The sequence below is a fragment of the Jannaschia sp. Os4 genome, assembly GCF_016820245.1.
Lineage (GTDB): Bacteria > Pseudomonadota > Alphaproteobacteria > Rhodobacterales > Rhodobacteraceae > Jannaschia.
Genome location: NZ_JAFCAR010000005.1, coordinates 316096 through 341233 on the forward strand (window position 1 = coordinate 316096; position 25138 = coordinate 341233).

Below are 25138 nucleotides of genomic sequence, written 5' to 3' on the forward strand. Positions count from 1 at the left end.
CCGGGGGGCGCGGATTTGGGAGGAGACGCGCCCCCTCTTTTTCACGGAGCCGCGCGGACGACCCCGGCCCCGACAGACAGGGAGGACACGATGCCGAAGGACATGGGTATCGGCGCCAGCAGCAAGCGGCGCGAGGACGTGCGGTTCCTGACAGGGAAGGGCCGCTACACCGACGACATCAACGTGGCGGGGCAGGCGCATGTCGTGTTCTGCCGCTCGGACGTGGCGCACGGGCGGATCGAGGGGATCGACACCTCCGCCGCCGAGGGGATGCCGGGCGTGATCCGGGTGTTCACCGGCGCCGACTTCGAGGGGGTGGGCTCCATCCCCTGCGGCTGGCAGGTGACCGACAAGCATGGCGAGCCGATGCAGGAGCCGGCGCATCCCGTGCTGGCGCAGGGCAAGGTGCGCCATGTGGGCGACCCCTACGCCGCCGTGGTCGCCGAGACGAAGGCGCAGGCCCGCGATGCCGCCGAGGCGGTGGAGGCGTCGATCACCGAGCTTCCGGCGGTCATCAACATGAAGGACGCGCTGGCCGAGGGGGCGACCAAGGTCCACGACGACCTGCGCGACAACCTCTGCTACGACTGGGGCTTCGTCGAGGAGAACAAGGACGCGGTCGCCAAGGCCTTCGACGAGGCGGCGCACGTCACCTCGCTGGAGCTGGTCAACAACCGTCTGGTCGCCAACCCGATGGAGCCGCGCGTGGCGGTGGGCGACTACGCGTCCCACGACGACAGCTCGACGCTCTACACCACGTCGCAGAACCCGCACGTCATCCGCCTGCTCATGGGCGCCTTCGTGCTGGGCATCCCCGAGCACAAGCTGCGGGTCGTGGCCCCCGACGTGGGCGGCGGCTTCGGCACCAAGATCTTCCACTACGCCGAGGAGGCGTTCTGCACCTTCGCAGCCAAGCAGTTGGAGATGCCGGTCAAGTGGACGTCGACGCGGGGCGAGGCGTTCATGTCCGACGCCCACGGGCGCGACCACGTCACCAAGATCGAGCTGGCGCTCGACGCGGAGAACAACTTCACCGCGCTGCGGACCGAGACCTACGCGAACATGGGGGCGTATCTCTCGACCTTCGCCCCCTCGGTGCCGACGTGGCTGCACGGGACTCTGATGGCGGGCAACTACAAGACCCCGCTCGTCTACGTGAACGTGAAGGCCGTGTTCACCAACACCGTGCCCGTCGACGCCTATCGCGGGGCGGGACGCCCCGAGGCGACGTTCCAGCTGGAGCGCGTGGTGGACAAGGCGGCGCGCGAGCTGGGCGTCGATCCGGTCGCGCTGCGCCGCCAGAACTTCGTCACCGAGTTCCCGTACCAGACCCCCGTGGCGGTCGAATACGACACCGGCGACTACAACGGCACGATGGACGTGCTGGAGAAGATGATCGACCGGGACGGCTTCGCCGCCCGCCGCAAGGAGTCGGAGGCGCGGGGCAAGCTGCGCGGCCTCGGCATCAACAGCTACATCGAGGCGTGCGGCATCGCGCCGTCGAACCTCGTGGGCCAGCTGGGGGCCCGCGCGGGCCTCTACGAGTCGGCCACCGTCCGCGTGAACGCCACCGGCGGCCTCGTGGTGATGACCGGCTCGCACAGCCACGGGCAGGGGCACGAGACGTCCTTCGCCCAAGTTGTGGCCGACATGATCGGCATCCCCGAGGACCAGGTCGAGATCGTGCACGGCGACACCGCGAGGGTGCCGATGGGCATGGGCACCTACGGCTCGCGCTCGCTGGCCGTGGGGGGCAGCGCGATGGTCCGCGCGACCGAGAAGATCATCGCCAAGGCCAAGAAGATCGCGGCCCACCTGATGGAGGCCGACGAGGGCGACGTCGAGTTGAAGGACGGCAAGTTCTCCGTCGCGGGCACCGACAAGGACGTGGCGTGGGGCGACGTCACCCTCGCCGCCTACGTCCCGCACAACTACCCGCTGGAGGACATCGAGCCGGGGCTGGAGGAGACGGCGTTCTACGACCCGAACAACTTCACCTACCCGGCGGGCGCCTATGCCTGCGAGGTCGAGGTGGACCCGGAGACGGGCAAGGTGGACGTGGTCGCCTTCGCCGCCGCCGACGACTTCGGCAACGTCGTGAACCCGATGATCGTGGAGGGGCAGGTCCATGGCGGGCTGGCCCAAGGGATCGGGCAGGCGCTGCTGGAGAACTGCGCCTACGACGAGGACGGGCAGCTCCTGTCGGCCAGCTACATGGACTACGCCATGCCGCGGGCCTTCGACTTCCCGATGTTCCAAGTGGACAGCCAGTCGTCGCAGACGCCCTGCACCCACAACCCCTTGGGCGTGAAGGGCTGCGGCGAGGCGGGCGCCATCGGCTCGCCGCCCTCGGTGGTCAACGCGGTGGTCGACGCGCTCCAGTCGGGGGGCTTCACCGACGTCTACCACATCGACATGCCGCTGACGCCCGACCGGGTGTGGGGGGCGATGAACGGCTCGGCGACGGGGCAGGGAGCGGCGCAGCCCGCCGCCAACGCCGACGACACCACGCAGGCGCGCAGCGTCGGCGATGGCACGACGGCCACGCACTGAGCAGGAGAGACCCATGTACGACTTTCAACTGGTGAAGCCCTCCTCGGTGGCCGAGGCGATCGAGGCCCTTGGGGCCGAGGACGCGCAGGCGCTGGGCGGCGGGCAGACGCTGCTGCCGACGATGAAGGCGCGGCTGGCGCAGACCGACACGCTCGTCTCGCTTGCCCATGTCGAGGAAATGAAAGGCGTCTGCACCGACGACGCGGGCCGCCTCTGCGTCGGCGGGGGCACGACCCACGCGGCGGCGGCCGAGGCGCTGAAGTCCGACTACCCGGCGTTGTCCTCGCTGGCCGCTCGGATCGGCGACCCGGCGGTGCGCGCGCGTGGCACGATGGGCGGCTCGGTCGCCAACGACGACCCCTCGGCTTGCTGGCCGGCGGGCGTGCTGGGCTCGGGCGCGACGGTCGTGGCGGCGGGCAAGTCCGGCACGCGGGAGATCGGCGCGGACGACTTCTTCCAAGGCATGTTCACCACCGCGCTGGAGGAGGGCGAGATCATCACCGAGATCCGCTTCCCCGTGCCGGAGAAGGCCGCCTACGAGAAGATGATTCAGCCCGCCTCGCGCTTCCCGCTGGTGGCGGCCTACGTGGCGAAGTTCGCCGACGGGGTGCGCGTGGCGATCACGGGCGCGTCCTCGGACGGGGTGTTCCGCTGGACCGAGGCGGAGACGGCGCTGTCCCAGGACTTCTCGGCGGAGGCGGTGAAGGGGCTCGCCGCGCCGGATGCGGGCGGCATGATCTCCGACCTGCACGGGTCCGCGGAGTACCGCGCGCACCTGTGCAAGGTGATGACGGCGCGGGCGGTGAAGGCCGCGGGCTGACGCCACCGGCGATGCCATCGGAGGGGCGCGGAGGAGCCCGCGCCCCTTCGCGTCGGGGGGTGCCGCGCGGGCCTTCGGGGACGTGACGGCGGAACCCGGGGAGGCATGCCGGGATTAGGGAAACGTGGTACCGGCCGGGGCCTACGGACTTCCCGGAAGGTCCACTCGGGGGCGCACGACGGGACTGGTGCCCTGTCGGAGCGCCCCCTTCCTCTCGAAATCGCGACGCACCCCTGGGCATCCCTCGGTGAAAAGGCTTCCATGCAGGGCGAACGCAGTCGGCGGATTCGCGTTCGCCGCGAGCGGCTTAGGGAAAGCCCGGCGAAACCCGCAACCACGCCCTGCCGGGGAGGTCGGATGTCATCGCATGTCCCGGATCGGTAGGGCCGGTCCCATGACGATACTACCAGATTCGCCACCCTCCTATCCATCGCCGCGCTCGGCCTCGGCGGCTGCGCCACGATCACGCGCGGCAGCGACGACGTACTCCAGTTCCAGACCACCCCCTCGGGGGCGTCCGTCCAGACCAGCAACGGCTACTCGTGCGCGTCGACGCCCTGTGCGCTCAAGATGCCGCGGCGGTCGGACCTCGTGGCCACGATCTCGCGGCGCGGATGCCGGACCGCGCAGGTGAACGTGACCCATCACACCGCGAATGCCGGCGCGGCCGGCGTGGCGGGCAACGTGCTCGTCGGGGGCGTGATCGGCCTCGCGGTCGACGCGAGCACGGGCGCGTCCCAGGACCTCGTGCCGAACCCGGTCGTGGTGGACCTCGACTGCTGAAACGGGAAGGGGCGCCCGAAGGCGCCCCGGACCCGGTCTTTCGGCGGCGATCAGCGCTGGATCGGGCCGATCATCATGACCATCTGGCGGCCTTCCATCTTGGGGAAGTTCTCCACCTTGCCGATCTCCTTGGTGTCCTCGGCCACCCGCTCGAGAAGCTCGCGCCCGAGGTTCTGGTGCGCCATCTCGCGGCCCCGGAAGCGCAGGGTGACCTTCACCTTGTCGCCCGCCTCGAGGAAGCGCGTCACGTTCCGCATCTTGACGTCGTAGTCGTGCGTGTCGGTGTTGGGGCGGAACTTCACCTCCTTCACCTCGATCGTCTTCTGCTTCTTGCGGGCCTCGGCCTCGCGCTTCTGCTGCTCGTACTTGAACTTGCCCAGATCCATGATCTTGGCGACGGGCGGGTTCGCGTTCGGGCTAATCTCGACGAGGTCCAGCTCGACCTCCGCGGCGAGGTCCATGGCCTTCGAGGGGGACATGACCCCGAGGTTCTCGCCCTCGGCGCCGATCAGGCGGACCTCGATGGCGCGGATCTTGTCGTTGGCGCGGGGGCCGGTGTCGCGCACGGGGGGCGCGTTGTGGGGTCGGCGGGCTATGGCGTTCGCTCCTGCGGTGTTTGAGGGGGGCAAGGTAGCTGCACCCTCCGCCCGGTTCAAGGCGCGCGGAGGCTCGCCGGTTCGTCGCCCGTCCGGCGTGGCACGGGAACCCTTGCGGGGGGGGAGGGATTTCCCCAAGGACCCCACCCGAGGCCGCCGCACCGGCCCTGAAGGAGAATCGAATGTCCCGCACGCTCATCCTCGTCCTGACGATCGTCGTCGTCGCCGTCCTCGCATGGGTCGTCATCGACCGGCTCGGCGATGCCGACAACATCGCGGACGCCCCGGTCGAGACGCCCGTCACCACCACCGACGAGGGCGCCGTCGCCGTCGTCGAGGCCGAGGAGCCCGCCAGCAACGTCGACGAGGCGCTCGACGCCGCCGAGGTGGAGGTCGAGGCCGCCACCGACGAGGCCGTCGTCGTCACCGAGGAGGCCGGCGACACGCTGGTCGAGACCGTCGAGGGCGCCGCCGAGGAGACGGGCCTCGCGCTGCAGGAGGGCGCCGAGGCGACCGGCGACGCCATCGAGGGCGCCTCGACCGCCGTCGGCGAGGCGGCCGAGGACGCGGCCGAGGGCACCGCCGCGCTGGCGGAGGACGCCGGCGAGGCCGTCGCGGACGGCGTCGAGGCCGTCGAGGAGACCGCCGAGGAGGGGGCCGCCGCGACGAGCGCCGCGCTGCAGGACGCCGAGGAGGCCGCCGATGCGGCCGTGGCGGACGGGGCCGCCGCCGTCAGCGACGCGGCGAACGACGCGGCCGAGGCCGCCGATTCCCTAATCCAAGAGGCGACCGGGGCGACCGAGGAGGCCGTGAACGACGGGGCCGACGTGGTGGAGATCACCACCGACGCCGCCGAGGACGCCGCCGCCGACGTCTCCGAGGGGGCCGAGGCCGCCGTCGAGGGCGCGGGCGAAGGCGGGGCCGTGGACGCCACCGAGGAGGGCGTGACGACCACCACCGAGACCGTCGCCATCCAGCCCGTCGAGGGCGACGCCGAGGGCGCGGTCATCGTCGACGGGGACGCCTCCGCCGAGCCGCTGCCTCTCGCCGATCTGCTGACGCCGGAGACCTTCGACGCGGACGCCGTGCTCGTCTACGTCGACGAGAGCGACCTGGGCGCCCTCGCCAAGACCACCCTGCGGGGCGCGATCGAGCAGGCGCGCGACAACCCGGAGCTGGTCGACACCGCCATCACGGCGATCCGCGCCCGCCTCGTCGGGGAGTGATCCGCGCGCCCTGCCGGGCGCCACGCATCGACATGACGGGCCGTCCTTCGGGGCGGCCCGTCCGCGTTTGCAGAGGACCGCGGTCGCGGGGCAGGGTGACGCGGCACCAACCCGGAGGCGGCGATGATCGAGGAACCCAAGACCCTGCGCGTGGCGCGCGCCCTGAGGCGGCCCACGGCCGCGCAGGTGGCCGCCTTCGACGGGCTGCCCGCCGCCGTGGTGCTGGACGCGATGCACGGGGCGGGGGCGCTGTCCGCGGCCATCGCGCCGCTTCCGGGGCAGGCGGTCCGCGTCTGCGGTCCGGCCCTCGTCGCGGGGAACCAGCCCGGCGACGTGCTGGCGACCTTGGCCGCGCTGGAGCGGGTCGAGCCGGGCGACGTGCTGATGGTCGCGGTGGACGGCTACGCGGGGGCGGCCGCCGCCGGGGACCGCGTGGCCGGCATGGCGAGGAACGGGGGCGCGGCGGCGTTGGTGACGGACGGGCCGCTGCGCGACCTCGACGGGCTGCGGACGGTCGGGCTTCCCGCGTGGTGCGCGGGGCTGACCCCCGCCTCGCCGGTGGGTCGGGGGCCGGGGACCGTGGGCCTCCCCGTGGACATGGGTGGCGCGCGCGTGGCGCAGGGGGACGTGGTGGTCGCGGACGTGGACGGCGTGGTCGTCGTGCCGTTCGAGCGCCTCGACGCCGTGGCCGAGGCGGCGCGGCGGGTGATGGCCGCGGAGGCGGCGCTCGACGCAGAGGTGGAGGCCGGGCGGCGCGACGTGGGCCTCTTGGCGGAGCACGACGCGCGGGGCGACGTGGAGTGGGTGGGCTGAAGCACCGGAGGCCCCGCGTGGGGCCTCCCGGACGGTCAGCCCTTCACCGCTCCCGCCGTCAGGCCGGACACGATCTGGCGCTGGAACACCATCACCAGCAGAAAGAGCGGCACCGTCGCAGAGACCACCGACGACACGGCGAGCATGATCTCCCCGTCCACCTGCGTCGAGCCGAGGAAGGACGCGATCTTGGGCACCATCGTCAGGTTCTCCTCGCGCAGCAGGAGCGCCGTGACCGCGAAGTCGTTGTACGCCAGCAGGAAGCTGAACAGCCCGGTGGTGATCACGCCGGGCCACATCACGGGCACGATCACCCGACGAAACGCCTCGAACCGGGTGCAGCCGTCGACCATCGCGCTCTCGTCGAGGTCCTTGGGGATGTTCAGGAAGAAGCTGTGCAGCATCCACAGCGTGAAGGGCTGGTTGATCGCGACGAGCACGATCACGGTGGTCGGGATCGAGCCCCAGATGCCCCACTGGAAGAAGGGCAGCAGGTAGCCCGAGACCAGCGTGATGTGCGGCATGGCGCGGAAGATCAGCGCGACGATGAGGATCCAGAAGGCGTAGCGGTAGCCCGAGCGGGCGAGCGCGTATCCCCCCAGCGTGCCGAACGTCAGCGAGATGACCACCACGGAGCCTGTCACGATCAGCGTGTTGAGGGCGTTGCGCCAGAACTCCTCGCGGAGCCACGCGGCCTCGTAGGCCTGCCCGGTGAAGGGCGAGCCGGTCTGCGCCTCCGTGAAGCGGCCGGTCAGCGCGTTCTGCCATCCGCGCAGGGAGAAGAAGTCCAGCTCGACCTTGAACGAGCCCCAGAGCGTCCAGACGAAGGGGAAGGCTGCTGCGAGGATCCAGATCGCGAGGAAGCCCCACAGCACCGCCGTGGCGAGGGGGGAGCGGGCGGAGGCCTTGGATGCCATGACGTGTCCCCTCTCAGTGGGCGTTGCGGGAGGTGAAGTCGCGCCACGTGCGCCAGATCACCGGCGACAGCAGCACCGCCACCCCGATGATCGTCAGCATCGACGTCGCCGCCGCCGAGCCGAACAGCGCCGTCTCGGTGCCCCGAAGGTCGTTCAGGATCGCGTAGGAGAGCGAGATCGCGTTCGCCTCCGCCGAGAAGGAGACGATCGGCTCCAGCACCCGGAAGTTGTCCATCAGCTGGATGAGCGCGATGAAGGTCGTCAGCGGCGCGAGGTGCGGGATGATGACGTAGCGGATCCGCTCCCACCGCGAGGCGCCGTCGATGACGGCCGATTCCAGCGTGTCTTCGGGCACGGTCTGCAGGCCCGCGTAGTAGACCACGAAGGCGAAGGGGATCGACGACCAGACGCCGTAGACGATCAGCATGACCCACGTCAGGACCGGCGACGCCTTGAGCGACAGGCCCGGATCGCCCGTCAGGTAGATCAGCGCCGAGCCGAGGATGCCCCGGCTGTCGAGCATCCAGTAGAGGACGAGCCCCCCGATCAGGGGCGTGATCATCATCGGCAGGATCGAGAGGAAGATCGTCGGCCCCTTGAGCAGCTTCGGCAGCGTGTTGAGCGCGAGCGCGACGCACAGCCCGATGACGATGCAGAAGGGCGTGACGACGAAGGTGTAGGTCAGGGTGAAGGCCAAGGCCTTGTAGAAGCGCAGGTTCATCAGCCGGGACAGGAAGTCCCCGATCCCGTCCGACGCGGCCCATGCCGCGCCCACGCTGTCGAAGGCGAGGTGGTTGCGGCCCGCGTAGATGTCGCCGCCGACGAAGCGCCCGAGCGGCCGCTCCTCGCGCAGCTCGCGCATCGCCTCCTGGTCGATGGACGTCGTCTCGGTGCAGCCGGCGAAGGGCACGCAGTTCTCGACGACCTTCAGCACCTGCTCGTGCTCGGCATGCATCGACTGGATCAGCACCGAGACGATCGGCAGCGCGATGAACAGGACCATCGCGGCCAGCGACGGCGCGATGAAGCGCAGGAAGGCGCCGTGCTTCATAGGTGGTCTCCCCGTGCGCCCGCCGCAGAACGCAACGGGGCGGACCCGAAGGCCCGCCCCGCCACTCCACCCCCCCGGAGGAGAGGCGTCAAGCTTCGATCACTGGAGGAAGCCGAGTTCCGTGGCCGCGGCGCGGTAGGCCGCTTCGGCATCCTGCAGCGCGGTCATCGCGTCCTCGGACCCCTGCAGGAAGTCCACCAGCTCGGCGCCCAAGGCGTTGTGCATCGCGCCCATGTAGGGGAGCATCGGGTAGGGCGCGGTGCCGCCCGTCGCCGTCTCGGACACGCCCACGGCGACCGGGGTCGGCTCGTAGCCGGGGATCAGCCACACGGCCTTGTCCTCGTTGCCTTCCAGCACGGCCGGCTGCACGCCGTTGACCATCGCGATGAAGGACGCCTCGGCGTCCTCGTCCGAGATGTTGGCCGCGATGGTGAACCCATCCCACCAGAGCGTCGAGGCGGGCGACGAGCCGCCGCCGACGGTCGGCGCGCCGGCGAGCACGGTGGCCGCCGCGATCTCCTCGCCCGATTCCTCCAGCACGTTGGCCGCGCGCGAGCCCCACATCTGGGCGATGGCGACCTCGCCGGCCGACCACAGCGCCTGCGTCGCGTTGGAGTCGTAGGTCAGGTAGTCGGGGCCGGACAGCTCGGCGATCTGCTTGAGCGTCTCGAGCGCCTGCACGCCGGTCTCGTTGGCGATGGCGGGTTCGGCCGAGCCGTCGGCGAAGAACGACCCGCCGTAGCCGAGGTACATGTTCACGAACTCCTCGGCGAGGTTCCACCCGGCGGCGGAGTTCATCGCGAGCGGGTTCTCCATGATGCCTTGGTCGCGCAACGCCTGTCCGGCCTCGATGACGCCCTCCCACGTGGTCGGCATCTCGGTGATGCCCGCCTGCTCCAGCAGGTCGGACCGCATGTAGAGGTGCTGGGCGTTGGCCATGAACGCGATGGCCATCGTCTGGCCGTCGATCTTGATCATCTGGCCCGGGTCGATGTTCGCGCCGTGCTCCGCGATCAGGTCGTCGAGCGGGCGCACGAGGTCGGCCGTCAGAAGCGGCACGAGCGACGAGTTGGCGACCACGGCGACGGTGTACTCCGCCGGCTCGGCGGTCAGCGCCGGCACCTGGATGTCCTTGTGCTCGGTGGTCGCGTTGATCGTCGCCTCGGGCGCGCATTCCTGCGCGCGGGCCGACACGGCGGCGAGCGCGGGGAAGTCGTTCGACAGGATGGCGACGCGGCCCTCGACGGGGCAGCCCGCGACGAGGTGGCCATCGGCGAAGGCGGGCGCGGCGACGGCCGCGAGGGCCGAGCCGAGCAGCAGGCGCTTGGTCACGTTCATTTGGTTGTCTCTCCCTGTTTCGGGTCCGGCGCGATGGAAATCCCGCGCGCGGTCCGGGCGGCATAGAACGACAGGGGGGAGGGGATTGCAATCGAATGCAAGCAGGCACCCCCCGGCCGCGCCCGCGCGACCAACTAGTTCCGCAGGATGGGAAACCAGTCCTCGCGAAGCCGTTGACCCGGGGTCATGCCGTGGCCGGGGAAGGACGGCGAGGTCGGGCCCGGACGCGCGGCGTAGCGGGCGTCCTCGCCGACGTAGCGCAGCGAGAAGGCGCGCCGCGTCCGGTCGCTGGAGTTGCCCCGCGCGCCGTGCAGCGTGCGGTAGTGGAAGGCCACCGCGTCGCCCGGCTCCATCGTCCATTCGAGCACGTCCATGTCCTCCGCGTCGGGGTCGGGGACGGGCGCGTAGGCGTCCGGGTCGGGATAGAAGTCGTCGCCCTTGAGCCACCGGGTCGGCAGGACGGGCCGGTCCCAGAGGTGCGATCCCCTCACGCAGCGCAGCGTCGCCTCCGCGACCGGGTCGAGCGGCACCCAGAGGCTGACCGTCTGGTCGCCGTCCACGAAGTAGTAGGGCCCGTCCTGATGCCACGGCGTCGGCTTGGAGGTCCCCGGCTCCTTCACGAGCACGTGGTCGTGGAACAGCTGCACCCGTCCGCCGCCCATCAGCGCGCCCACCGCCTCCACCACGCGCGGGTCGCGGGCCGCGGCCTCGAAGGCGGGGAAACGGGTCCAATTGCAGTAGTCGTCGAAGAACCGCCCCGTGTCCCCTTTGCCCACGTTCTCGGCGCCGTAGGGGCCGGGCGCCGCCATGTTGTCGGCGACGGCGGCGCGGAGGGGCTCGACGTGATCCCTCAGGAGCCCGCGCAGGACGACCGCGCCGTCGCGCCGATAGGCCTCCGCCGCCCGCGCGAAGTCAGGCGCGGGCATCCGCGACCGCGCGGATCAGCTGGTTCTCCAAGGCGGGCTTGGGCAGGGCGCGCGCGCTCGGGAAGTCGGAGAGCAGGTCGTTGACCCGCGCATGGCCCGAGTGGAACACGACGCGCACGCCGCGCCGGTCGAGCTCGCGGGCGAGGGGGAACACCTCCCCGTCGCCGAGCCGGACGTCGAGCAGGGCCACGTCGAAGGCCTCGTCGACCCGCGCGAGGCCGTCCTTGAGGCTGGCTGCGGTGGTCACCGCCGCGCCCGCGCCGGCGAAGATGGCTTCGAGGTCCATGAGGACGAGGATCTCGTCCTCCACCACGAGGACGCGCATCCCGTCGAGTTCGCCCGCCATACGTCCGTCCTTCGCCATAGGGGCGGATTTCGATCCCGCCCGGAGAGAGTCAAGGTCGCCCGCCTATCCTACGGAGGACCGGGGCGGAATCGCGGCGCCCGTGTCGATCACGATGGCACCCGTGCAACACCCGTCCCGATCATCGAATCCCGCGTCACCAGCGCGGCGAGCAGGTCGGCCTCCCACCCGTCGGTCCCGTCGGGGCGGCGCGGGATCACGACGTACCGCATGTCGGCGGTGCTGTCGTGGACCCGAACGGTCGTGCCCTCGGGCAGGTCGAGCCCGAACTCGCGCAGCACGGCGCGGGGCTCCCGCACGGTACGCGATCGGTATTCCCGGCTCTTGTACCAGTCGGGCGGCAGGCCCAGCAGGTTGCGCGGGTAGCACGAGCAGAGCGTGCAGACGACGACGTTGTGGGTGCCCTCGTCGTTCTCGACGGCGATCAGGCGCATCGTGCCCGGGTCGAACCCCATCTCGCGGCAGGCGGCGGTCGCGTCGCGCCGGGCGAGGGCCGCGAAGTCGGGGTCCGTCCACGTCCGGGCGACGAAGGCCGCGCCGTCGGCGGGCGAGCGCGCGTCCATCGCCTCGATCTGGCGCTGCACCTGGTCGGCGGTCACGACGCCCTTCTCGACGAGCAGTTCGCGGACCGCGACCTCCATCGCCTGCCAGTAAGTGAGCGGGCCGTCCTGATCGGCGCGGTAGGGATGGCCGGAGGGGGACGTCCCCTCGTGATGGTGATGGTCGTGGGGCATCAGGCGGGCTCCAGCCAGTGCGCGTAGATCTCGGCGTCTAGCGTGTCGTCGGGCCGCTCCGCGCCCGCGCCCCACACCTCGCGCATGGTGAAGCGCACGCGGGCGAGGGGAAGGCGCTCGGCCTCCAGCCCGTAGGCGAGCCGCTCGGGGTTGCCGAAGGGTCCGAGAATCCGCTCAACCTCGCCCACCTTGCCGCGCAGGTAGGCGGGCGTCCGGACGTGGCCGGGCGGCATCATGGCGGCCACCCGGACCGTGGCGCCGGGGGCGAGGTCAACCATCCTGCACGGTCCCGTAGCTGTCGCCCCGCGCCTGCACCTCGGCCATCTTCCGACCGAGCTCCTCGATCGAGTAGACGCCGCCCTCCAGGAGATTCTGGTTCACGGCGGCGATCCAGCGCTCGTAGTAGGACATCTCCTCGAACGCGGCCTCGCCCATGTCCTCCAAGGCCCGGCGCAGGCCGTCGACGGTGAAGTGGCCCGCCCCGGAGGCGAGGATCATCAGCGCGTCGACCCGCTTCTCCCACAGCGCGAAGTCGTGCTCGTCGCCGGGCACGGGGCCCGCGGCGTCCCCGCCCATGTCGTGCCAACGACGGCCCGTCGTTCCGGCTTCGCTCATCCCTCCCGCTCCTTCGCGAGCATGTCGACCTGCCCGCGCAGCTGCGGCAGGTGGTAGCCCGCGCCCTCCAGCGCCTCCATGATCTCGTCCGTCCGCAGACGTCCGGCCATCGCCAGCGCCCAGAGCACCGACGACCGGGTGCCCGACGCGCAGTAGGCCAGCACGCGCCCCTCGGCCCCGTCGATGGCATCGGCCTGCTCGTCGATGGCGGCCATCGTCAGGTTCGGCATGGCGAGCGGGTTGTACACGAACTCCAAGCCCGCCGCCTCGGCGGCTTGGCGCATCGCCTCGGCCTGGTGCGAGGGCGGCACCTCGGCGTCGGGGCGGTTGCAGATCAGCGTCGTGATCCCGCCCTCGGCCAAGGCGGCCACGTCGGCGGGGTCGATCATGGGGGCGACGGAGGTGATCTCGTCGAGCGGTCGGAGGTCCATGGCGGCACGATGCACCGCCGGGCGGGGGAGGGGAAGGGATCAGAGCACGAGGTCGTTGTCCTCCTCCTCGGCGCGGCTCTCGTCGTGCGAGGCGAGCGCGATGCCGAAGGTGAGGATGCCGACCCGCCCGGCGGTCATCAGGACGATCACCACGAGCTTGCCGAGGCCGCTGAGGTCGCCGGTGATCCCCATCGACAGGCCGACGGTGCCCATGGCCGAGATCGCCTCGAACATCACGGCGTCGAACGGCAGCGTCGGCTGCGCGAGCAGCAGGACGAAGGTCGCGCCGAGCAGCAGCATCGCGTAGAAGGTCAGCCCGGCGGCGGCGGTCTGCAGGCGGGAGAGCGGGATCTCGCGCTTGAAGTAGCGGATGCGGTCGCGGCCCTTCAGCGTCGAGCGCACGAGGCCCACCAGCGCGGCGAAGGACGTGGTCTTGAGGCCGCCCCCCGTCCCCGCGGGCGAGGCGCCGATCACCATCAGGAAGAACATCGCCACGATGATGGCCGGGGCCAGCGCCCCGATCGGCGTGGTGTTGAAGCCCACGGTCGTGGACGCCGTCATCACCTGGAAGAACGAGGCCATCAGCCGGTCCTCCGGGGCCATCGCCTGATAGGTCGGCTCGGCCACGAAGAGGATCGTCGTGCCGACGATCAGGAAGGCGAGGGTGGTCCGCCAGATCACCTTGGAGGTGAAGCCGAGCGCCCGGGCGCGGCCCGTCAGCGTGCGCCAGAAGTCGATGACGATGAGGAAGCCCATCGCGCCCGCGAGGGACAGGGCGGAGATCACCGAGACGACCCCCGCGTGGTCCGCGAAGCCCTCGAACGAGTCGGGGTTGAGCGAGAAGCCGGCCGTGCAGAACGCGCTGATCGAATGGAAGATCGCGGACCAGAGCGGATCCTCCACCCCGGCCGCCGCGAACATCGGCCAGAGGGCCGCCGCGCCCGCCGCCTCGCAGACGAGGGTGAAGGCGACGACCGCCTTGACGAACTGCGCCGGGTCGACGGTCTCGGGCAGGTTGAAGGCCGCGCGCGTCCCGTGGCTGTGGACGCGGTCCAGCCTCGAGGCGAGGGCGAGGACGATGAACGACCCGATGGTCATGTAGCCCAAGCCGCCCATCTGGATCAGCGAGATCACCACGAGTTCGCCGAAGAAGGTGAAGGAGGTGCCGGGGTCGATCGTCACCAGCCCGGTGGTCGAGACCGCCGAGACCGCGATGAACAGCGTGTCGACGGGGTCGAGCGGGACCGCCTGCGCCCACGGCAGGGACAGGAGCGCCCATCCGATCAGCGCGTAGCTCACGTAGCCGACCAGCAGCAGGCGCGGCGCGGCGGTGGAGGCGACGATGTGGTTCCAGCGCGCCCAGCCCCGGAGGCAGGTGCGGCGGATGGCGTCGACGGGCATCGATGGGGTCCCGTTGGAGGTGTGCCGGGACGAACGCAGCGCCCGCGGCGCGGTTCCGCCGCTTGCAGGCGCGCCCGGCCCCCGGCAGGGTGCGCCCCGCGCAGGGGAGGGACGTGCATGGGCTACCGGACGGAATGGCAGCGGGCCAAGGACGACCCGGAGGGGTTCTGGATGGACGCGGCCCGCGCCGTCGACTGGGACGTGGCCCCCTCCAAGGCGCTGCACGACCGGGGCGGGGTGGTGCCGGAATGGTTCGTGGACGGGCGCGTGAACGGCTGCTGGAACGCGGTCGACCGCCACGTCGAGGCGGGCCACGGCGACCGCGTCGCCATCGCCTACGACAGCCCGGTCACGGGCGCGGTCCGGCGGATCACCTACGCGCAGCTCCAGGACGACGTGGCCCGCCTCGCCGGCGCGCTGGCGGGGCGCGGGGTCGGGATGGGCGACCGCGTCGTCGTCTACATGCCGATGGTGCCCGAGGCGCTGGTCGCGATGCTGGCCTGCGCGCGGATCGGGGCGATCCATTCGGTCGTGTTCGGGGGCTTCGCCGCCGCGGAGCTTGCGGTGCGGATCGACGACGCCAAGCCCAAGGCGATCCTCGCCGCGTCCTGCGGGATCGAGCCCGGCCGCGTGGTCGAGTACAAGCCGCTGATCGACGGGGCGCTGGCGCAGGCGGACCACGCACCCGACTTCACCGTCGTCCTCCAGCGAGAGCAGGCCGTGGCGGACATGGGCGAGCGCGACGTCGATTGGCGCGACTTCGTCGCCGGCGCGGAGCCCGCCGCCTGCGTCCCCGTGCCGGGCGACCACCCGGCCTACATCCTCTACACCTCCGGCACGACCGGCGCGCCGAAGGGCGTGGTGCGCCCCACGGCGGGGCACCTCGTCGCGCTCGCGTGGTCGATGCCCAACATCTACGGCGTCCGTCCGGGCGAGACGTTCTGGGCCGCCTCCGACGTGGGGTGGGTCGTGGGGCACAGCTACATCGCCTACGCGCCGCTGATCCACGGCTGCACCACGGTCGTCTACGAGGGGAAGCCAGTCGGCACCCCCGACGCGACCGCCTTCTGGCGCGTGATGCAGGACCACGCGGTCGCCGCCTTCTTCACCGCGCCCACGGCGTTCCGCGCGGTCAAGCGCGAGGATCCGGAGGGGAAGGTCGCGGGGCGGTTCGACCTCTCGCGGCTGCGCACGATCTTCCTCGCTGGCGAGCGCGCCGACCCCGACACCGTGGCGTGGATCGAGCGCACGACGGGCAAGCCGGTGATCGACCACTGGTGGCAGACCGAGACCGGCTGGGCCATCGCCGCCAACCCGGTGGGGCTGGAGGCGCTGCCGGTGAAGTCGGGCAGCCCCTCGGTGCCGATGCCCGGCTACGACGTCGTGGTGCTGGACGAGGCCGGCCACGAGGTGCCGCGCGGCACCCTCGGGGCGATCGCGGTGCGCCTGCCGCTGCCGCCGGGCACGCTCCCGACGCTCTGGAACGCCGACGCGCGGTTCCGGAAGAGCTACCTCGACGCCTTCCCCGGCCACTACGAGACGGGCGACGCGGGCATGCTGGACGAGGACGGCTACCTCTGGATCATGGCGCGCACGGACGACGTCATCAACGTCGCGGGCCACCGCCTGTCCACGGGCCAGATGGAGGAGGTGATCGCCTCCCATCCGTCGGTCGCCGAATGCGCGGTAATCGGGGTCGCGGACCCGCTGAAGGGTCAGCTTCCGGTGGGCCTGATGATCGCCAACGCGGGCGCCGCGCAGTCCCCCGACGAGATCGCCAAGGAGGCGGTGGCCCTCGTGCGGGAGACCATCGGCCCCGTCGCGGCCTTCAAGCTGGCCGTGGTGGTCGACCGCCTGCCCAAGACCCGTTCGGGCAAGATCCTGCGCGGCACAATGGCCGCCATCGCGGACGGGCGGGACTGGAAGATGCCCGCGACCATCGACGATCCGGCCATCCTCGACGAGGTGGCCGACGCGCTGCGGGGCTTGGGCTACCCCGCCGACGGGTGAGCGGGCGGTGACCGGCGACCCGCCCGAGGCGCCCGGCCCGCTCGCGCTGCTCGGGCACGACATCCGCGCGGCGGTCTCGGACGTGATCGGCGGTCTGCGCCTGATCGACCGCGACGTGCTTCCCGACGACGTCCGCGCGCAGGTCGAGCGCGTCCATGCGGCCTCGGAGCTGCTCGCCCGGCTGGTGGAGGAAGTCTTGGCCGGCCCCCTCGCCGCCGACCCGGACGCGCCGGCCCCGACGGGCAACCTGAACCTGCCGCGCTTCCTCGCCGACGAGCTGCGGCGCTGGCGCGGCCATGCCGCCCCCGACGGGACCCGCGTGGCGCTCGACCGCGGGGACGGCCTCCCCGAGGTCGTCCGCCTCGATCAGCTCCACCTGCGCCGGGTGGTCGCGAACCTGATGGCCAACGCCCTGCGCCACGCGCCGGGCGGCGCCGTCGACCTCGCGGCGCGGCTGGAGGACGCGGACCTCGTGATCGAGGCGCGCGACGACGGGCCGGGCTTCGGGGACGCAGGGCCGGAGGCGGCCTTCGCCCCCGCCGTGTCGGGCGCGGGCAGCACGGGAATGGGCCTCCACATCGCGCGGGCCCATGCCGAGCGCCTGGGCGGTCGGCTGACCGCGAGGAACCGTCCCGGCGGCGGCGCGGCGGTCACGCTCCGGCTGCCCGAGGAGGCGTGGCGCCGCGACGCGCCGGAGGGGCTGCCGGACCTGTCGGGCCTCCGGGTGCTCGTGGCCGACGACAGCGCCACGACGCAGGCGCTGCTGCGCGCGATGCTCTCGCGCATGGGGGCGGAGTGCGAGACCGCCGCCGACGGGATCGAGGCGCTCAACTGGCTCGCGCGGGAGCGGTTCGACCTCGCGGTGGTCGATCTCGAGATGCCGTCCTTGGGCGGGATCGAGGTGATCCGCTCCGAGCGGCTCCGCCAAGCGCGCGGGATCGCCCCGCCCACGCCGATCCTCGCGATGACCGCCTACGTCCTCCACGACGACCGGGACGCCATCATCGAGGCCGGGGCGGAGGACATCCTCCCCAAGCCGCTGGGCACCGTCGAGGAGGTGGGCGCGATCCTCGCGCGGCATCTCGCGGCGCGCACGCCCTCGCACTGGAGCCCGGAGGCCGCGCCGCCGGTGAGCGCCGCCCTGCTGGCGGAACTGCTGGCCGCGACGGACGAGGCGGACCGCGCGGCGTTCCTCGCCGGCCTGAAGGCGGACTTTGCGGCGGTCGAGGCGCGCATGTCGCGCGCCGTCGAGGCCGAGGATCCCGATGCCTTGGCGGCCGAGGCGCATGCACTGCTGTCGCTGGCCGGGGTGGTCGGGGCGCTGCCCGTCCAGTCCCGCGCGCGCGCCCTGCTGACGGCGGACGGCCCCGACGAGGCGGCGCGGATCGCGCCCGACGTGCTCGCGCGCTTGGCGGACCTGCGCCGGATGCTCGGTCAGTTGTCGGATAACCCGTAGAGGGCCGCGGGCGCGTCCACGAGCACGGTGCGCCACTCCGCCTCGTCCGTGGCCCGCGCGAGCACATCCAAGAGCGCGCCGGACCGGGGCCGCGCGGCGTCGCCCAACATGATGTGCGGCCAGTCCGACCCCCACACGCATCGCTCGGGCGCCGCGTCCAGCAGGGACCGCACGAGCGGGAGGGCATCGTCGTAGGGGTCCGCGCAGACCCTGTAGGGGGCGGAGAGCTTCACCCACGCGGCCCGGTCGGCCACGAGGTCGCGCAGCGCGCGGAACCCCGGCGCCGCGGGTCCGGCCGCGACGGCCGGCCACGCCATGTGGTCCAGCACGACGTCCACCGGCATCGCGCGGATGCGGGGCGCGAGATCCGGCAAGTGGTCGGCGCGCGCGAGCATCTGGACGTGCAGCCCGCGCTCGGCGAGGCGCGGGGCCATCGCCTCCACGCCGTCCCATGACAGCACGCCGCCGTGGACGTAGTTGAGGCGCACCCCGACGATGCCCGCACCGACCAGCACGTCGAGGTCCGCGTCGGTCGCGTCGTCGCGCACGAGGCCGATCCCCCGCGCGCGGTCCCGTCCGAGCGCGGCCACCGCCCGCGCGGTCACCGCGTTGTCCGTGCCGTAGAGGATCGAATGGACGACGACCGTGCGCGAGACGTTCAGCGCCTCGCATTGCGCGCGGTAGGCCGCGAGGTAGCGGTCGAAGGTCCAGCCGGGGGCCGGATCCTCGACCCGCCCGTCCCAGAGCGGGGCCTCCTCGGGCGCGGCGAGCATGTGGACATGGGCGTCGCAGGCCCCGTCGGGGGCGCGGCGTGTCACGGGGCCGGTGTCGAGCGGCGGATCGGCGGCGGGGATCATCGGGCGACGCTAGCCGTAGAGGCGCAGCATCTCCAAGAGGTCCGCATGGGTGTTCGCCTCCTGCACCGGCTTGTCGTCGCGCCAGCGCAGCATCCGGGGAAAGCGCAGGGCGACCCCCGACTTGTGGCGCGGGCTCTCCTGTATCCCCTCGAAGCCGATCTCGAAGACCTGCTCGGCGGGGACTTGGCGAACGGGGCCGAACTTGGCGAGCGTGTTGCGCCGCACCCACGCGGTGATCTTGCGGAACTCGGCGTCCGTCAGGCCCGAATAGGCCTTGGTGAAGGGGACCAGCTCGTTGCCCTTCCACACCGCGAAGGTGAAGTCCGTGAAGAGGTTCGCCCGCCGCCCGTGGCCGGCCTGCGCGTAGACCATGACCGCGTCGATGGTCAGCGGGTCGATCTTCCACTTCCACCAGTCCCCGCGCTTGCGGCCCACGTGGTAGGGCGAGGTCAGGCGCTTGAGCATCATCCCTTCGGCCATCCGCGCGCGCGATCCCTCGCGCAGGTCGCGCAGCCCGTCCCACGTGTCGAAGGCGATCCCCTCCGACCGTATCACCGGCGCCTCGGGCGGCAGGTCGCGCAGCAGGGCGTCCAGGCGCTCCCGGCGCTCGGACAGGGGCAGGGCGCGGACGTCCTCGCCGCCATGCTCCAATAGGTCGTAGGCGTAGAGGATCGCGGGCGCCTCCTGCAGCAGCTTCTTGGGCACCGTCTTGCGCCCGATCCGCTTCTGCAGCGCGTTGAACCGCATCGGCTGGTTCGCGGCGTGGTCCCACGCGAGGATCTCGCCGTCGAGGACCGTGCCGTCCGGCAGGAAGTCCGACGCCCGCGCGAACTCGGGGAAGCGGTCGGTCATCAGCTCCTCGCCGCGCGACCACAGGTGGTGCGTCCCTTCCCGCAGGATCAGCTGACCCCGGATGCCGTCCCACTTCCACTCCGCCAGCCATTCGTCCGGCGCGCCCAGCACCTCCGGCCCCGGCTCGACTTGATGGGCGAGGCAGAACGGGTAGGGGCGCGACAGGTCCGCCGTCGGGTCGTGCTCGACGATCAGCGCGCGGTAGGAGGTGGTCTCGGGCGACCAGTCGCCCATCAGCCGGTGCGCCAGCTCCGCCTCGTCGATCTCGGTGGCCTGCGCCAAGGCCCGGGTCATCAGCTTCTGGCTCACGCCCACGCGGAAGCCGCCGGTGATGAGCTTGTTGAAAACGAACCGCTCCGCGCCCCCGAGCGCGTCCCACCCCGCCTCGACCAGCCGCCGCTTCTCCGGCTCCTCGGCGGTCTGCAGGGCGCGGATGTCGGCGATCCACTCCGACAGGCTGCGCTCGGACGTCCGCGTCGGCTCCGGCAGGATCAGCGCGATGGTCTCGGCGAGGTCGCCGACCACGTGGTAGCTCTCCTTGAAGAGCCACATCGGCAGGCCCGCCCGCTCGGCCGCCCATTCCGCCATCCGCGTCGCGGTGACGGTGCGCTTCGGGCGCCGGCCCGACAGCAGCGCGATCGTCCAAAGGCGGTCGTCCTCCGCCGCCTCGCGGAAGTAGGCGGCCAGGGCCGCCGTCTTGGCGTTCGTCTTGGTCGTACGGTCGAGCGCGGTGAAGAGTTCGGCGAAGTGCTTCATGGATGCACCCGCAGAAACTCCGCCGCCTCGTCCACCGCCCGCTCCGCCCCCGGCGCGCCGGAGCCGACGGCGAGGAGCCATGCATGGAACACGTCGCGGAAGATCCGCAGGCGCACCTCCGCGCCCGCCCCGCGGAGCCGTTCGGCCACGGCCTCGGCGTCGCGCTGCAGGATCTCGCCCTCGGCGACGAAGATCAGCGCGGGGATGGGGCAGGGCCAGTCGGCGTGGATCGGGGAGACGCGGGGGTCCCGCGGGTCGGCGTCGCCTACGTAGTCCGTCACGGCGCGCTTAAGCATGGGCACCGCGAGGACGATCTCGTCGTGCCCCTCCGGTGCCGGGCGGGTGGGGTCGAGGTCGGCGGCGGGCGAGGCGAGGACCAGCCGCTCGGGCGGGGCCTCGCGGCAGAGCCGGGCCGCGACCCCGAGCGCGAGGCATCCGCCCGCGCTGTCGCCGCCGAGCGCGGCGCCGGGCCGGGCCCGGGCTACGGCGAGGCAGTCGTCGTGCGCGGCCGGGAAGGGGTGCTCCGGGGCGAGGCGGTAGTCGGGCGCGATGACCCGGCGGCCGGAGCGCCGCGCGAGCTCGTCGAGGAGGCGGTGATACGTGTCGGGGCTGCCCATTACGAAGCCGCCGCCGTGGAACCAGATCAGCTCGCCCGCCGCGCCCTCCTTCGGCTCGGACACGCGGCAGGGGACGCCGCCGATGGCCTCGCGGGTGACGTGCAGGCCCGGCACGCGGGGGCGGAACAGCGCGCCGACCTGCATCAGCCTCCGGTGGGCGGTCCACGGCAGGGGAAGGGACAGGAGCGGGCGCACCGTCAGGCGCACCCCCATCGCGAGGGTCCGGTCGCGCAGGCTCCGCCTCATGCGGCGCCCCTCAGGAAGGCGGCGATGCCGTCGAGCGCCCGGTCCGCGGCGGGGGCGATGCCAGCGGCGAGGTGCCACGCGTGGGGCAGTCCGCGCACGCGCCGGATCCGGACGTCCGCGCCGCCCGCGCGCAGCTGGGCCGCGAGGGCGTCGGAGTCCTCCTCCAGCAGCTCCCCGTCGGCCACGTGGATCAGGGTGGGCGGCGCGCCGGGGAAGTCGGCATGGACGGGCGACAGGCGCGGGTCGGTCGGGTCCGCGCCCGGCGCGTAGAGCGCGAGCAGCCGCTCGAGGAGCGGGCGGCTCAGGAACATCGGGTCGGCATCCGCCGGGTCGGGGCGGGCGGCGTCGAGCCGGCCGGCGGGGCAGATCAGGGCCATGCGCGCGGGCGGCGTGCCGTCTGCGCAGAGCTGGGCGCAGACCGAGGCGGCGAGCGTCGCGCCCGCGCTGTCCCCGGCGAGGGCGAACGGCCCCCGCGCGGCCATCGCGTGGGCGGCGGCGAGGCAGTCCTCGTAGGCGGCGGGGAACGGATGCTCGGGCGCGAGGCGGTAGGCGGGCGTCGTCACGCGCAGGCCGGAGGCCATCGCGACCAGGTCGGTCAGGCGCGCGTGGGAGCGCGGCGATCCGGCCACGAAGGCGCCGCCGTGGCACCAGAGCAGGTCGCCCCGCGCGTCGGGCGGCGTCAGCACGCGGGCTTGGACGCCGCCGACATCTTGCCATTCGACGGCCGCGCCCTTCGGCGCGCGCAGGGGCGTGGCCAGCGCGAAGGCCGCGCGCATCGCGGCGACGGGGAGGGGCCGCCGCAGCAGCGGCTCGGCCACGCGGTCGGCCAGCCCGGCGACCATGCGGTCGCGCCACGTGAGGGCAATCTCAGGCATCCTCGGCCTCGGCGTCCTCGGTCTCGAGCTGGTCGTCGCCGTACTCGGTGCTGACGACGTGGGCGTCGTAGCCCTTGTCGCGCAGCCAGCGGTGGAAGGTGGAGGTGTAGCCGTGCGTGGCGAAGATGCGTTCGGCCCCCGTCGCCGCGATGGCGTCGTTCAGGCCCAGCCAGTCCGCGTGGTCCGAGATCACGAAGCCCCGGTCCGCCGCACGCCGCCGCCGCACGCCGCGCAAGGCCATCCAGCCCGACGCGATGCCCGTCGAGCAGTTGCCGAACTTCTTGATCCAGCCGCCCGCCAGCGCCGAGGGCGGCGCGATCACGAGGCCGCCCGCGTTGGCCTTCAGGTCCGTCTCCCGCGTCACCCGCACCGTATCGGGCAGCGCCACGCCCTGCGCCCGCAGCACGGCGTTGGTGTTCTCGACCGCGCCGTGGGTCAGGATCGGGCCGATGGAGGGGTCCACCATCGTCATCAGCCGCTGCGCCTTGCCCAAGCTGTAGGCGCCGACCACGGCGAAGCGCCCGTCGGCGGCGCAGGAGGCCCACCATTCGTTCACCTGCCGCTCCAGTTCGGCCTCGCTCTCCCACGCGAAGACCGGCAGGCCGAAGGTGCATTCGGTGATGAAGGCGTGGCAGCGAACCGGCTCCCACGGCTCGGACAGCTTGTCCGGCCCGGTCTTGTAGTCGCCCGAGACGACCCAGACCTCGCCGCCCACCTCGATGCGGATCTGCGCGCTGCCGGGCACGTGGCCCGCGGGGTGGAAGCTGACCGTGGCGCCGCCGATGACCCGCGTTTCGCCGAACGCGACGCCGTCGGTGCGGATGTCGCCCAAGCGGTGGCGCATGACCGGCAGCGCGGCATGCGTCGCCATGTAGGACCTATGGCCCGCGTAGGAGTGGTCGGCATGGCCGTGGGTGACGAGCGCCCGGTCGACGGGACGCCACGGATCGACCCAGAAGTCGCCGGCCGGGCAGTAGAGCCCCTCGTCGCGGAATTCGAGCACCATGAGGGGAGAAGATAGGGGCGGGGGGATCGTTCCCCCACCCCCGCGATTCAGTAGGCGTGGGTCGTCCCCGTCTCGACGGCCTCGGCCAGCGCCGTCTCGGCCCACGTCCCGCGCCCGCCGGTGGCGCGGATCAGTTCGAGCTTCTCCTCGGCCCCGACGAGGTCGCCGCGCTCGACGAGGCCCTGCCCGTAGTAGGACAGCGCCTGCCAGTGGTCGGGATCGAGCGCCAGCGCCGCCCGGTAGAGGGCCGCGCCGCCTTCCCAGTCGCCCGCCTTGCGCGTGGCGAAGCCGCGCAGGGTGAGGACGTCGGCATCCACCTCGGCCACGAGATCGAGCAGCGCCAGAGCCTCGGCCGGGCGGTCGAAATAGGCCAGCTCGCGCGCGCCCTCGTAGAGCTGCCGGTCGTCCAGCGCCCCGGACTGGCCGACGATGCACGCCCCCCGGGTGGCGTCCCAGACGCTGCCTTCGGGGCAGGTGACCGTGGTCTCGGTCTGCGTCGGCGGCGTCGAGGAGGTGCCGGCCGCGAAGGCGGCTGCGGGGGCGAGGCAGAGGGCGGCGAGCAGGATGCGCATGGTCGTCTCCGGAGATGGGCGTCGACCGGGACGATGCGTCGCCCGCCGCGCGGGACAAGCCCCCGGCGGCGGACGCGACATCGCGGCGCATCACGCCCGTGTCAGAGGCCGGCCGTCTCCTCGGCCCCGGTCATCAGGTTCAGGCACTGCACCGCCGTGCCCGACGCGCCCTTGCCGAGGTTGTCGAGCACCGCGACCACCGTGACGCGCCCCTCGCCGTCGCCCTGCACCGACAGCTCCATCCGGTTGGTCCCGTTCAGGCGCTGCGGGTCGATCTTGTCGCTGGGGAGCACCACGGAGACGAACGGGTCGCCCGCGTAGAAGTCGCGCAGGCATGCCTCGATCCGCGCCTGTCCCGCGATCTCGCCCGGCAGCAGGTCGGCGTGCAGGTGGAGCTGCACCAGCATCCCCTGCGCGTAGGCCGACAGCATCGGCTGGAAGCACGGCTTCCGCGTGAGGCCGCCATACGTCATCATCTCCGGCAGGTGCTTGTGCGTCTGGCCCGGCGCGTAGGCATAGAACGCGGGCGCCTCCCCGGACTCGAACGCAGTGATCAGGGCGTTGCCGCCGCCGGTGTAGCCCGACACCCCCGTCAGCACGGCGGGATGGTCGGGCGGCAGGATGCCCGCGTCGGTCAGGGGCCGCAGGATGGAGATGGCCCCGGTCGCGTAGCAGCCGACGTTCGCCACTTTCTTCGCGGTCCGGATGCGCTCCCGCTGGCCCGGCAGCTCGGGCATCCCGTAGGTCCAGTCGGGGTTCGTCCGATGCGCGGTGGAGGCATCTATCAGGCGGCAGTCGCCCGCCAGCGTCACCGCCTCGCGGGCCGCGTCGTCGGGCAAGCAGAGGATGCCCACGTCGGCCCGCGCGAAGGCGTCGCGCCGGGCGTCGGGGTCCTTCCGCAGGGCGTGGTCCACGGACACGACCTCCACGTCGTCGCGGCGGTCGAGGCGCTCGCGGATGCGCAGCCCCGTGGTTCCCGCCTCGCCGTCGATGAAGACCCGCGTCATGGTCCCGTCCTTTCGTTGGTGACGGCGCGGACCTAGCGGGCGGGGCGGGTGCCGTCAAAGACGAAGCCCCGACGCGGGGGCCGGGGCTTCGGGTCGTCGGGTTCAGGGACGGTCAGCCGGTCGCCTCGGGGACACAGGTGCCGGTCTCGGCGTCCAACACGTTGCCCGGGGCGCAGGATTGCGCCGTGGTCGTCTTCTCGTAGTTGCAGCCTTGAGCGGCGGCCATGCCGGGAGCCAGCAACAGGCCCGCGACGAGCAGGGTCTTGAGCGTGGTCATGGTCGTCTCCTCGTGAGTTGACGCCCTCGACGGTAGCGC

General features: G+C 72.3%; 26 protein-coding genes. 7 read left to right on the forward strand and 19 right to left on the reverse strand.

Going from position 1 to position 25138, the window contains the following annotated elements; translation table 11 throughout:
• Nucleotides 1-90 precede the first annotated feature (90 nt).
• The 3 genes from JQC91_RS15300 to JQC91_RS18040 all read left to right on the forward strand — a co-directional run bounded on the left by JQC91_RS15300 (nucleotide 91) and on the right by JQC91_RS18040 (nucleotide 4156).
• On the forward strand, nucleotides 91-2553 hold the full coding sequence (locus JQC91_RS15300) for a xanthine dehydrogenase family protein molybdopterin-binding subunit (protein ID WP_203288135.1): 2463 nt from the start codon (nucleotides 91-93) through the stop codon (nucleotides 2551-2553).
• A 13-nt stretch (nucleotides 2554-2566) separates the two neighbouring features.
• Entirely contained in the window at nucleotides 2567-3373 is an 807-nt protein-coding gene (locus JQC91_RS15305; RefSeq protein WP_203288137.1) for a xanthine dehydrogenase family protein subunit M, read from the forward strand.
• Nucleotides 3374-3943: 570 nt separating this feature from the next.
• The gene (locus JQC91_RS18040) at nucleotides 3944-4156 is read left to right on the forward strand and encodes a hypothetical protein (protein WP_238941577.1); all 213 of its coding nucleotides are present in this window, start codon (nucleotides 3944-3946) and stop codon (nucleotides 4154-4156) included.
• Between the two features lie 50 nt (nucleotides 4157-4206).
• Here the strand turns inward: JQC91_RS18040 and infC are convergent, their stop codons facing one another.
• Complete coding sequence (infC, locus tag JQC91_RS15315) at nucleotides 4207-4722, reverse strand: translation initiation factor IF-3 (protein WP_343069992.1); 516 nt, start codon at nucleotides 4720-4722, stop codon at nucleotides 4207-4209.
• Nucleotides 4723-4934: 212 nt separating this feature from the next.
• Here infC and JQC91_RS15320 point away from each other — a divergent pair, with 212 nt between their 5' ends.
• Complete coding sequence (locus JQC91_RS15320; RefSeq protein ID WP_203288139.1) at nucleotides 4935-5978, forward strand: hypothetical protein; 1044 nt, start codon at nucleotides 4935-4937, stop codon at nucleotides 5976-5978.
• 123 nt (nucleotides 5979-6101) lie between these two features.
• Nucleotides 6102-6791 carry an RraA family protein gene (locus JQC91_RS15325; protein WP_203288140.1) on the forward strand — a complete coding sequence of 230 codons (690 nt, stop codon included), beginning with the start codon at nucleotides 6102-6104 and terminating at the stop codon, nucleotides 6789-6791.
• Nucleotides 6792-6826: 35 nt separating this feature from the next.
• On the opposite strand, the gene JQC91_RS15330 is transcribed toward JQC91_RS15325, so the two are convergent.
• From JQC91_RS15330 to JQC91_RS15375, 10 genes are all read right to left on the reverse strand, one after another.
• On the reverse strand, nucleotides 6827-7708 hold the full coding sequence (locus JQC91_RS15330) for a carbohydrate ABC transporter permease (RefSeq protein ID WP_203288141.1): 882 nt from the start codon (nucleotides 7706-7708) through the stop codon (nucleotides 6827-6829).
• Nucleotides 7709-7721: 13 nt separating this feature from the next.
• A complete protein-coding gene (locus JQC91_RS15335; RefSeq protein WP_203288142.1) occupies nucleotides 7722-8759 on the reverse strand; it encodes a sugar ABC transporter permease in 1038 nt (345 codons plus the stop codon).
• Nucleotides 8760-8858: 99 nt separating this feature from the next.
• The gene (locus tag JQC91_RS15340) at nucleotides 8859-10097 is read right to left on the reverse strand and encodes an extracellular solute-binding protein (RefSeq protein WP_203288143.1); all 1239 of its coding nucleotides are present in this window, start codon (nucleotides 10095-10097) and stop codon (nucleotides 8859-8861) included.
• Nucleotides 10098-10231: 134 nt separating this feature from the next.
• Complete coding sequence (locus JQC91_RS15345) at nucleotides 10232-11023, reverse strand: phytanoyl-CoA dioxygenase family protein (RefSeq protein WP_203288144.1); 792 nt, start codon at nucleotides 11021-11023, stop codon at nucleotides 10232-10234.
• Nucleotides 11010-11387, reverse strand: a complete 378-nt coding sequence (locus JQC91_RS15350; RefSeq protein WP_203288145.1) for a response regulator — start codon at nucleotides 11385-11387, stop codon at nucleotides 11010-11012. The genes JQC91_RS15345 and JQC91_RS15350 overlap by 14 nt, the downstream gene beginning before the upstream one ends.
• An 89-nt stretch (nucleotides 11388-11476) precedes the next feature.
• Nucleotides 11477-12121, reverse strand: a complete 645-nt coding sequence (locus JQC91_RS15355) for a nitrile hydratase subunit alpha (protein ID WP_203288148.1) — start codon at nucleotides 12119-12121, stop codon at nucleotides 11477-11479.
• Nucleotides 12121-12399 carry an SH3-like domain-containing protein gene (locus JQC91_RS18155; RefSeq protein WP_203288150.1) on the reverse strand — a complete coding sequence of 93 codons (279 nt, stop codon included), beginning with the start codon at nucleotides 12397-12399 and terminating at the stop codon, nucleotides 12121-12123. Before JQC91_RS18155 ends, JQC91_RS15355 begins: the two co-directional genes overlap by 1 nt.
• Nucleotides 12392-12736, reverse strand: coding sequence for an SH3-like domain-containing protein (locus JQC91_RS18160; RefSeq protein ID WP_275297020.1), 345 nt, complete (start codon nucleotides 12734-12736; stop codon nucleotides 12392-12394). The genes JQC91_RS18155 and JQC91_RS18160 overlap by 8 nt, the downstream gene beginning before the upstream one ends.
• Complete coding sequence (locus JQC91_RS15370) at nucleotides 12733-13167, reverse strand: TIGR01244 family sulfur transferase (protein ID WP_203288152.1); 435 nt, start codon at nucleotides 13165-13167, stop codon at nucleotides 12733-12735. Before JQC91_RS15370 ends, JQC91_RS18160 begins: the two co-directional genes overlap by 4 nt.
• A 39-nt stretch (nucleotides 13168-13206) precedes the next feature.
• Nucleotides 13207-14568, reverse strand: a complete 1362-nt coding sequence (locus JQC91_RS15375) for a potassium transporter TrkG (protein WP_203288154.1) — start codon at nucleotides 14566-14568, stop codon at nucleotides 13207-13209.
• A 117-nt stretch (nucleotides 14569-14685) separates the two neighbouring features.
• Between JQC91_RS15375 and JQC91_RS15380 the strand changes: the two genes are divergently transcribed.
• Both JQC91_RS15380 and JQC91_RS15385 read left to right on the forward strand, forming a co-directional pair.
• On the forward strand, nucleotides 14686-16578 hold the full coding sequence (locus JQC91_RS15380; RefSeq protein ID WP_203288156.1) for an AMP-binding protein: 1893 nt from the start codon (nucleotides 14686-14688) through the stop codon (nucleotides 16576-16578).
• Nucleotides 16579-16585: 7 nt separating this feature from the next.
• Complete coding sequence (locus tag JQC91_RS15385) at nucleotides 16586-18034, forward strand: response regulator (protein WP_203288158.1); 1449 nt, start codon at nucleotides 16586-16588, stop codon at nucleotides 18032-18034.
• Here the strand turns inward: JQC91_RS15385 and JQC91_RS15390 are convergent.
• The 8 genes from JQC91_RS15390 to JQC91_RS15425 form a co-directional block, all read right to left on the reverse strand.
• Nucleotides 18013-18891, reverse strand: coding sequence for an amidohydrolase family protein (locus JQC91_RS15390; protein ID WP_203288160.1), 879 nt, complete (start codon nucleotides 18889-18891; stop codon nucleotides 18013-18015). The genes JQC91_RS15385 and JQC91_RS15390 overlap by 22 nt on opposite strands.
• Before the next feature lie 9 nt (nucleotides 18892-18900).
• Nucleotides 18901-20499: an ATP-dependent DNA ligase gene (locus JQC91_RS15395; RefSeq protein ID WP_203288162.1), complete on the reverse strand. Its 1599-nt coding sequence runs from the start codon at nucleotides 20497-20499 to the stop codon at nucleotides 18901-18903.
• Nucleotides 20496-21362: an alpha/beta hydrolase gene (locus tag JQC91_RS15400; RefSeq protein WP_203288164.1), complete on the reverse strand. Its 867-nt coding sequence runs from the start codon at nucleotides 21360-21362 to the stop codon at nucleotides 20496-20498. The genes JQC91_RS15395 and JQC91_RS15400 overlap by 4 nt, the downstream gene beginning before the upstream one ends.
• Nucleotides 21359-22237: an alpha/beta hydrolase gene (locus tag JQC91_RS15405; RefSeq protein ID WP_203288166.1), complete on the reverse strand. Its 879-nt coding sequence runs from the start codon at nucleotides 22235-22237 to the stop codon at nucleotides 21359-21361. Before JQC91_RS15405 ends, JQC91_RS15400 begins: the two co-directional genes overlap by 4 nt.
• Nucleotides 22230-23243, reverse strand: a complete 1014-nt coding sequence (locus JQC91_RS15410) for a ligase-associated DNA damage response exonuclease (protein ID WP_203288168.1) — start codon at nucleotides 23241-23243, stop codon at nucleotides 22230-22232. Before JQC91_RS15410 ends, JQC91_RS15405 begins: the two co-directional genes overlap by 8 nt.
• Nucleotides 23244-23290: 47 nt before the next feature.
• Entirely contained in the window at nucleotides 23291-23815 is a 525-nt protein-coding gene (locus JQC91_RS15415) for a hypothetical protein (RefSeq protein ID WP_203288170.1), read from the reverse strand.
• A gap of 101 nt (nucleotides 23816-23916) precedes the next feature.
• The gene (gene argC / locus JQC91_RS15420) at nucleotides 23917-24822 is read right to left on the reverse strand and encodes an N-acetyl-gamma-glutamyl-phosphate reductase (RefSeq protein ID WP_203288172.1); all 906 of its coding nucleotides are present in this window, start codon (nucleotides 24820-24822) and stop codon (nucleotides 23917-23919) included.
• Nucleotides 24823-24934: 112 nt separating this feature from the next.
• A complete protein-coding gene (locus JQC91_RS15425; RefSeq protein WP_203288174.1) occupies nucleotides 24935-25099 on the reverse strand; it encodes an adenylosuccinate lyase in 165 nt (54 codons plus the stop codon).
• Nucleotides 25100-25138: the final 39 nt, after the last annotated feature.